Annotated in this window: 10 protein-coding genes and 1 rRNA gene; 6 read left to right on the forward strand and 5 right to left on the reverse strand. The window is 66.7% G+C overall.

Translation table 11 applies throughout. From position 1 onward, the window contains the following. A 5S ribosomal RNA gene (gene rrf / locus ACWAUG_RS13145) occupies positions 1 to 70 on the forward strand; the annotation flags it as partial. Positions 71 to 206: 136 nt separating this feature from the next. Further along, positions 207 to 425 carry an SCO4848 family membrane protein gene (locus ACWAUG_RS13150; RefSeq protein WP_298041600.1) on the forward strand — a complete coding sequence of 73 codons (219 nt, stop codon included), beginning with the start codon at positions 207 to 209 and terminating at the stop codon, positions 423 to 425. An 18-nt stretch (positions 426 to 443) separates the two neighbouring features. Here the strand turns inward: ACWAUG_RS13150 and ACWAUG_RS13155 are convergent, their stop codons facing one another. Next, on the reverse strand, positions 444 to 899 hold the full coding sequence (locus tag ACWAUG_RS13155) for a GyrI-like domain-containing protein (protein ID WP_460802765.1): 456 nt from the start codon (positions 897 to 899) through the stop codon (positions 444 to 446). Between the two features lie 47 nt (positions 900 to 946). After that, a complete protein-coding gene (locus tag ACWAUG_RS13160; protein ID WP_460802766.1) occupies positions 947 to 2,275 on the reverse strand; it encodes an MFS transporter in 1,329 nt (442 codons plus the stop codon). Positions 2,276 to 2,350: 75 nt separating this feature from the next. Between ACWAUG_RS13160 and ACWAUG_RS13165 the strand changes: the two genes are divergently transcribed. Then, positions 2,351 to 2,944, forward strand: a complete 594-nt coding sequence (locus tag ACWAUG_RS13165) for a winged helix-turn-helix domain-containing protein (protein WP_298041594.1) — start codon at positions 2,351 to 2,353, stop codon at positions 2,942 to 2,944. 74 nt (positions 2,945 to 3,018) lie between these two features. Here ACWAUG_RS13165 and ACWAUG_RS13170 read toward each other — a convergent pair whose 3' ends face one another. From ACWAUG_RS13170 to ACWAUG_RS13180, 3 genes are read right to left on the reverse strand one after another with little or no spacing between them, the layout of a single operon-like run. After that, positions 3,019 to 3,705, reverse strand: a complete 687-nt coding sequence (locus ACWAUG_RS13170; protein WP_460802768.1) for a hypothetical protein — start codon at positions 3,703 to 3,705, stop codon at positions 3,019 to 3,021. Beyond that, a complete protein-coding gene (locus tag ACWAUG_RS13175) occupies positions 3,705 to 4,598 on the reverse strand; it encodes an ABC transporter ATP-binding protein (RefSeq protein ID WP_460802769.1) in 894 nt (297 codons plus the stop codon). Before ACWAUG_RS13175 ends, ACWAUG_RS13170 begins: the two co-directional genes overlap by 1 nt. Then, positions 4,595 to 4,984, reverse strand: coding sequence for a GntR family transcriptional regulator (locus tag ACWAUG_RS13180; RefSeq protein ID WP_460802771.1), 390 nt, complete (start codon positions 4,982 to 4,984; stop codon positions 4,595 to 4,597). The genes ACWAUG_RS13175 and ACWAUG_RS13180 overlap by 4 nt, the downstream gene beginning before the upstream one ends. A gap of 197 nt (positions 4,985 to 5,181) precedes the next feature. Here ACWAUG_RS13180 and ACWAUG_RS13185 point away from each other — a divergent pair, with 197 nt between their 5' ends. Genes ACWAUG_RS13185 through ACWAUG_RS13195 form a run of 3 tightly spaced genes read left to right on the forward strand, consistent with a single transcriptional unit; the run spans position 5,182 to position 7,622 of the window. Next, positions 5,182 to 6,273 (forward strand): iron-containing redox enzyme family protein, encoded by a 1,092-nt coding sequence (locus ACWAUG_RS13185; protein WP_460802772.1) that lies wholly within the window; start codon positions 5,182 to 5,184, stop codon positions 6,271 to 6,273. Beyond that, a complete protein-coding gene (locus ACWAUG_RS13190) occupies positions 6,270 to 6,458 on the forward strand; it encodes a CDGSH iron-sulfur domain-containing protein (protein ID WP_298040760.1) in 189 nt (62 codons plus the stop codon). The genes ACWAUG_RS13185 and ACWAUG_RS13190 overlap by 4 nt, the downstream gene beginning before the upstream one ends. A 36-nt stretch (positions 6,459 to 6,494) precedes the next feature. Next, positions 6,495 to 7,622, forward strand: coding sequence for a class I SAM-dependent methyltransferase (locus ACWAUG_RS13195; RefSeq protein ID WP_460802774.1), 1,128 nt, complete (start codon positions 6,495 to 6,497; stop codon positions 7,620 to 7,622). The last annotated feature ends 81 nt before the right edge of the window (positions 7,623 to 7,703 follow it).

The raw sequence follows: 7,703 nt of genomic DNA on the forward strand, positions 1-7,703 counted from the left end.
GGAAGCTAAGCCTCACAGCGCCGATGGTACTGCAGGGGGGACCCTGTGGGAGAGTAGGACACCGCCGAACTTCTTTTTAAGTGAGAGAGCCACCCATTGTTGGGTGGCTTTCTTGCGTTAACGCGTGTTTCGCGTGCTGAGCCATCCCGGTCTCCGGGATGGCTCTTCTTCGTTAAGGGCAGGTATCCGGTTGATACGCTGATCAGGTGATTGCTCTCGCCGTGCTGCTGTTCCTCAATGCCGCCTTCAACGTGATCGTCTGGCCGCAGTTCTACAAGCGCGTCGCGAACGATCCTCGCGCCCGTGACGAGGCCGGCAAGGCCACCGCGTTCATGAAGGTGCACGCGATCCTCATCGCGATCGCAATGGTGCTGGCGCTCGTGTCGGTCATCGCAGGCATCGCCGCGCTCACCGGCGCGCTCTGATCGTGGTCCTGAGCGCCGTCAGGCGCGGGTCACGGGCTGCTGCAGCTCGGTGACCCAGTCCGACTGATCGTCGGAGACGGCGCGCACGTAGAGCTCGCGGCAGGGGCCGTCCGGGGTGTAGCCGCGCGCGATGATCTCGTTGTGCAGGGCCTGCCAGCTGACGGCGATGCGGTCCATCGTGCCGAGGTGGATGCCGCAGACGGCTGTCTCGGCGGCATCCAGGTCGATGAGCTCGAAGCCCGGCTGTGCCGGGCCGTTGTAGGCGTACCCGGCGACGACCTCTGTGCCGTCCTCGATGCTCGCATACTGCGCGATGGGTGTCTGCAGCGAACCGCACTCGTCGCCGATGATCGATGCCACGGCGTCGAATGCCGGACCGACGACACCGGCGATCTCCGGTTGCGATCTGACGACGTGGCGCCGGGCTGCCAAGCGCACCGTTGGCAGGGGCTTCTCGAAGATCTCGATGGACATGTCCCTGTTCTCCTGCCTCACACGGTGTCAGAGTCAAGTATGCGCGATCAGGCGTCGGCGAACTGGGCGGCGTGCGCCGCCCAGCGGGCCTCGGCGGGGAGGGCGCGCAGTGCCCGGTTGGTGGCGGCGAGAAGGACGGCGATGGTGCAGAGGGCGGATGCTGTGACGAGAGTGAGCCCGCGTCCGCACCAGCTCACGCCGAAGCCCGCTATCAGCGGGGCAAGGGGCATGGCGCCCATTCCCAGCACGGCGCTGGCGCTGTTCGCGCGGCCGAGGAGAGCGCTGGGCGTCGCCACCATGAAGTAGCCCATCAGTGCCGCATTCAACGCGGGGATCAAGAAGACCGTGAACGCGAGCAGGATCGTCAGGGCGAGCGGCTCGGTTGTGCCGATCATGCCCGCAACCCCGAGTGCGGCAACGGCGAGCCCCGCGATGATGATCACGCTGGCGCGGACCCGGGCGACGATCGTCGGGGCAAGAAGGGCACCGAAGAGCATCGAGACACCGGCTCCCGTCGCGAACAGGCCGATCGTGATGGGCGGGTGGCCTTCTTGCTGCAGGGCGTAGATGGCGCAGGTCAGCGCGGTGTTGAAGCCGAGATTGATGATGGTCGCGACGAAGAGCACGCACCGCAGGTCGGGGCGGGAGATCAGCCAGCTGAATCCCGCGCGCACTTCCCGCAGCGCATTCGGTTTGGCCGTGCCGTCGATCGGGAGAGGCGCGGCGGGTTGGTCCTCGCCGAGTCGGGACACGCCGTCAGCCTCCGATGGGCGGGACGCCTCCCGACGGCCCGAGCGCAGCAGCATCCATGCCGTGACAGCGGCGACGGCGTGGAACACGCTCATCGCAGCGCCGATGAGCCAGGCGCCGGCGGCGAGAAGAGCTCCTCCGAGCGGGCCTCCGATGAGTTGAAGTACCGCGTCGCGTCCCTGGTTGGCGGCCTGGGCGCGGCCCATGGCGTCGTCGGGGACGATCTCCTTGATCGCGCTCTCTCCGGCGATGTCGAAGAGGCCTGCTCGGGCGGCGAGGAGCACCTGCAGAACCATGAGCGAAGTGAAGGTGAGCGCGTCTACGAGGGCCAGGACGGTGAAGGATGCGGCGAGCAGGATGCCGATGGTCGATCCGATCGCCATCATGCTGATTCGTTGATGCCGGTCGGCGAGCACGCCCCCGTAGATGGTGGTGACGGTGCGCACCGCCATGCCGACCGCGCCGAGCACGCCGGCCAGGGCCGGATCATCCGTGATGAACAGGGCGATCAACGGCACCGCGAAGCCGAAAAGGCCCGAGGCCACGCCCTTGGCCGTGTCGCTCACGAGCCAAGTGACGTATCGGCCGTTCGTGGCGAGCCGGTGGGTCGGGGCGGTGGTGGTCATGGAACCGATCGTAAATGCGCAAGAGAAGTTGCGCAAGTATTCTTGCGCAATACCGGGTGCGGATATGATTGGGGCATGACGGATGACGTGACGATCGAAGATCCGTACCCTGAGGCGAAGCACGCGACGACGGCGATGCTGAAGGCATACGCGCACCCGATGCGCCGGCGCATTGCAAAAACCCTGGTCAAGCGCGACTACGCGCGGGCAGCGGACATCGCCGCAGATCTCGGGGTTCCGGCGAACAGTGTGAGCTTCCACCTGCGTGTCCTCGCGGATGCCGGACTCATCGAAGAGGCCCCGGAGCACGCTCGCGATAAACGCGACCGCGTCTGGAAGGCCATCGAGGGATCCTGGAACATCGGCTCACCCGCGCGGCCCGTCGAGGACGAGCTGCTCGGCGGCGCGCTGATGAGCGCCCTCGTCGACGACCACATCGACATGGTGCGGCGGGTGGTCACCTGGGTGCCCGAATACGTCACCGGGCGCGACCCGGACGTGCACGGCACGTTCTCGCAGGTCAACCTCCGGCTGACCCCGCATGAGTACGTCGAGTTGGAGAAGCGCATCCACGACGTGATCAAACAGGTCACCGAGGCGCATGATGAAGCCGCTCCCGATACCCGCACCTGGACCCTCGACATCATCGCCGCCGACGACACGATCTGACCCGGCATCCGCCCCCGTGCCGCGCCAGAAGGGCCCGACCTCGCGGATCGAGCCCTTCATGAAAGCATCCGGCTCTACGGATGTGCCCGCCGGAAGGCGAGGAACGACAGTGCGGACAGTGCCACGACCACGACGAGGCCCCAGAGGGCGAGGCCGAGGGCGCCGAGATCCATGATCCCGGCGAACACCCGACCCCACAGCTCGAGGCGCGTCACGAGGAACACCACGCCGACGATCATCAGAGCCAGAGCTATGGAGGCGATGGTGAGCACCGTCGGGCCCCAGCTCTTGTAGATCGTCGCGCCCGTGAAGCCGACGACGAAGAAGAACAGGGCGAGCACGAAGTAGACGACGAAGGCCCCTCCCGCGCCGGCTTCCCACAACCACGGCAGGTAGAACAAGTAGCCGTTCATGCCCCACCCGTCGGTGAGCAGCTCGATGCCGCCGCCGGCGAGGAATACGATGCCCATCAGCGCGCTGCCGAGGACTGCCGTGAGCATCGTCCCGAAGAAGAATTCGCGCCGTGTGATGCTCATCGCCTGCGAGAACGGGAAGGTGAGTGTCATCGCCGACATTCCGATCGCGAAGAAGTACCAGAGCGGCGCTTGCCCGCCGCCGCCGTACTTCGGTTCGTCGGTCGGGATCATCGCGTAGATGAGGATGGAGATGACGGCGGCGCCGGCGAGGATGATGAGCGGCACCCAGATGAAGGTCTGCTTGTTGATCAGCTGCAGACGGATGACGTTGAGCGTGCGGGACATCAGCGGACCTCCTGACTTTCCGCGCCGGCCTTCTGGGTCAGGCGCACGATGAGCTGCTGCAGGGAGACGGGGGCGAGATCGAGGCCGGATGCGGCGACCTCCGCCCGGTCATCGGGGGAGAGGTGCCCGAGCACGGTGACGGATGCCACGCGTCCGAGCGCTTCCCGGTGGAGCACGTCGCGGTTCGCCGCCCAGGCATCCACCTGGGCCGCATCGCCCACGACCGTGACGGCCCGATCGCGCACAGCATCCGTCTCCTCGTCGAGGAGGATGCGTCCGCGATCGATGACGATCACGCGTTCGATGAGGTTGGAGACCTCATCGATGAGGTGCGACGAGAGGATGATGGTGCGCGGATGCTCGGAGTAGTCCTCCAGCAGACGGTCGTAGAAGATCTGACGGGCGACCGCGTCGAGGCCGAGGTAGGGCTCGTCGAAGAAGGTGATCTCGGCGCGCGAGGCGATGCCGATGATGACGCCGACAGCTGAGAGCTGACCGCGGGAGAGCTTCTTGATCGTCTGCTTCATGGGCAGCTGGAAGTCGGCGATCAACTGGTCGGCGACGGCCTGATCCCAGTTCGGGAAGAAGAGGCTCGCAGCACGGAAGGCATGGCGGGGCGTCGCATCGTCGGGGTACTTCTGGCTCTCGCGGACGAAGCAGATCCTGCTGAGCACGCGGGCGTTCTCGTAGGGATGCTCGCCGAAGACGCGCACCTCACCGGACGTCGCGAAGTTCTGAGCCGTGAGGATCGACATGAGGGTGGTCTTGCCGGCGCCGTTGCGTCCGAGCAGGCCGTAGATCGCCCCGCCCTCGACGGTGAGCGACACGTTGTCGAGCGCGTTGGTCTCTTTGTAGTGCTTGGTGAGGTTCTGAACCTCGATGACGGCGGTCATGCGTTCTTCCCTTCGGTGTCGGATGCCACGGCTGCTGCGCGTTCGTGCAGCAGAGTGGCGAGGGCCTCGGCGTCGAGGCCCAGCGTGCGGGCTTCGGCGAGGAGAGGGTCGATGAAGCGGTCGGCGAAGGCGGATCGGCGCTCGCCGAGGAGGGCGGCGCGGGCGCCGTCGGCGACGAACATCCCGATGCCGCGGCGTTTGTAGATCACGCCCTTTTCGGTGAGCATTGCTACTCCCTTCGCGGCGGTGGCGGGGTTGATGCGGTAGAAGGCGGCGAGCTCGTTGGTCGAGGGCGCTTGGGTCTCCTCGCCCAGCGATCCGTCGAGGATCTGGTCCTCGATCTTCTCTGCGATCTGGAGGAAGAGCGCTCTGCCTTCTTCGATCACGATGCCTCCGCGGTGCTTATGTGGTTAGCTACTCGACCAAGTAACCACTTAACCTCTCGCACGTCAAGAGGGGGTGCCATAACTGCTCGGTCGACCTGTCGTCAAGACCCCTCGGCTTCTGCAGAACCGCGCCTATGGTCGTCACCACGGCGGCGGAATGCCTCGCCTCGCCAGAAAGGCGGATGACAGTGACCCACATGGCTACGGCGCCTCGCACCTTCGCTGCGAAGATCGGCGGCGTATCGATCGAGGCGCGCGGCCCGCTCAGCGAAGCGGTCCTCAGTGTTCTGGGGGCGGCCGAAGGTGATGACGAACAGGCCGTCGAATGCCTGAGCGGTCTCGTCCGGCAGGCGGTCAGCGTCGAGGACCCGGTGCGTGACGATGACATCCAGCTCGCTCTCTTCCTGATGTACGCGATCAGCTACGGATCCCTCGACCAGGTCGGAGCGCAGTGGGAATGGGATCCGCGGCTGATCGTCGCCCGCACGGCGATCGAAAGAGTCTGTGAAAGCGCGCTGCGGGCGCAGATCAGCATGCCCGATACGCCGCGCGCTCGAGCGACGGATGTCGCCGAGGCACTGTTCGACATGACGCGGCCGACTCCGGGGCCGAACCTCGCGCGCTTCATCGCGCGCCAGGCCGATGTCGCCCAGGCGCGGGAGTACCTCGCCCTGCACAGCATCTACACGCTGCGCGAAGCGGACGCGCACTCGTGGACGATCCCGCGTCTGACCGGGCGAACGAAGGCCGCGATGCTCGAGATCCAAGCCGACGAGTACGGCGGGGGAGATCCGCAGCGCGTGCACCAGGTGATGTACGGACGCACCCTGCGCGGCGCCGGACTCGACGACGCCTACGGCCGCTATGTCGACGCAGCGCCCGCGATCACACTCGCCGCCTTCAACGTCATGACCATGTTCGGCATGAACCGGCGCCTGCGCGGCGCGGCGGTCGGGCACCTCGCCGCTTTCGAGATGACATCGTCCATTCCCTGCCGCTTCGTCGCGGAAGGGCTTCGACGGGTGGGGTTCGGCGATGAGGTCGCGGAGTACTACGACGAGCATGTCGAGGCGGACGCCGTGCACGAGCAGATCGCCGCGCGAGACCTGGCGGGCGCGCTCGCCGAGGACGAGCCCGAGCTGCTGCCCGACATCCTTTTCGGCGCCGCCGCCTGCCTCGCCGTCGAAGGGTGGGCGGCCGACGACATCTTCGAGAAGTGGAAGAGCGGAGACTCGGCGCTGCGTGAATCCGACGTCGCCCGTGCCATCCGGGGCGGAGCGTCGGCATGAGCGCCTCGATCACACCCTGCCCGAACGGCCCGCTCCTCGTGCGCGGAGAGATCGATCTCGTCGATGCCGACGGTGCGCCGATCCCGCAGAACCGCAAGACCGTCGCACTGTGCCGGTGCGGCATCTCGACGATCAAGCCGTTCTGCGACGGGAGCCACAAGACCATCGATTTCCGCACGGAGTGACACGGTTCGCGGTGCGCCTGCTCGTAGGCTGAATGGGTGGACTTCTCGTATGCCGCACTGCGGCGCTTCCCCGACGTCGAGGCTCCGAACCTGCAGGCGTGGGATGCCACGGACGAACTGCTCGTCCAGCGCGCACTCGCCGCGGGGATCGACGGAGCCGCGATCACGGTGATCGGCGACGAATACGGCGCGATCACCCTCGCGCTGACCGCCGCCGGGCTGCACGGGATCCGCGTGCACCAGGACCTGGCGACCGGTCGTCGCGCGCTCGCACGCAATGCGTCGGAGCTCGGGATTGCGGGGTTCTCCTCGCACGAGCTCGACGAATCGCTGCTGTCGGGAGCACGGCTCGTGCTGCTGCAGCTGCCCAAGGCGCTCGCCGAACTCGAGGAGTTCGCCGATGCGGTTGCCCGATGGGCGGCGCCGGATGTGACGCTCATCGCCGGCGGGCGCGTCAAGCACATGACCGTGACGCAGAACGAGGTGATCGGCCGTAGTCTCGGGGTGGTGCAGGCGCAGCGCGCCGAGAGGAAGTCGCGCCTCATCATGGCGACCGAATCCAGGGAAGTCCCTGTTCGGCCGCCCTATCCCCAGCATTCCAGGCACGCCGAGTTCGATCTCGAGCTGGTGGCGCACGGCGGAGCATTCGCCGCCAACCGGATCGACATCGGCACCCGGGTGCTGCTCGATGTGCTCGGCGGCCGTCATCCCAGAGCGGCGGGGCGCGATGGGGTGACTGTCGTGGACCTCGGATGCGGGACGGGTGCGCTCGCCGCGTTCTTCGCGATGCGGCACCCGGAGGCTCGGATCACGGCGACCGACCGATCGGCGGCGGCGGTTCAGTCCGCCCGCGCAACCATGGCCGCCAACGGGCTGGAGGATCGCGTCATCGTGACGCACGACGACGCCGCCTCCGAGCTGCCGGATGCCAGTGCGGATCTGATCCTGCTGAACCCGCCCTTCCATCTCGGCGCGAGCGTGCACAGTGGGGCGGCGACTCGGCTTTTCGAGGCCGCCGCGCGCGTGCTCCGCCCCGGTGGCGAACTGCTCACAGTGTTCAATTCTTCTCTCGCCTATCGACCAGAATTGACCCGTCTGATCGGCCCGACTGAGCAGGTTCATCGCACGTCGAAGTTCACCGTCACGAGCAGTGTGAAGCGCTGACAAGTGACTCGCCCCGGTGTGTCCGGAGACAGGATTCCTTGGAAGGATCTGTCTTATGGGACGTCCCAGTAAGTATCCGCG

It is taken from the genome of Microbacterium sp. GXF6406 (assembly GCF_054798215.1).

Coding starts and splice junctions, on each gene's coding strand:
- ACWAUG_RS13185 (WP_460802772.1), top strand. CDS start 5,182: ATGGCTACGGCGCCTCGCACCTTCGCTGCGAAGATCGGCGGCGTATCG.
- ACWAUG_RS13160 (WP_460802766.1), bottom strand. CDS start 2,275: ATGACCACCACCGCCCCGACCCACCGGCTCGCCACGAACGGCCGATAC.
- ACWAUG_RS13165 (WP_298041594.1), top strand. CDS start 2,351: ATGACGGATGACGTGACGATCGAAGATCCGTACCCTGAGGCGAAGCAC.
- ACWAUG_RS13190 (WP_298040760.1), top strand. CDS start 6,270: ATGAGCGCCTCGATCACACCCTGCCCGAACGGCCCGCTCCTCGTGCGC.
- ACWAUG_RS13175 (WP_460802769.1), bottom strand. CDS start 4,598: ATGACCGCCGTCATCGAGGTTCAGAACCTCACCAAGCACTACAAAGAG.
- ACWAUG_RS13155 (WP_460802765.1), bottom strand. CDS start 899: ATGTCCATCGAGATCTTCGAGAAGCCCCTGCCAACGGTGCGCTTGGCA.
- ACWAUG_RS13170 (WP_460802768.1), bottom strand. CDS start 3,705: ATGTCCCGCACGCTCAACGTCATCCGTCTGCAGCTGATCAACAAGCAG.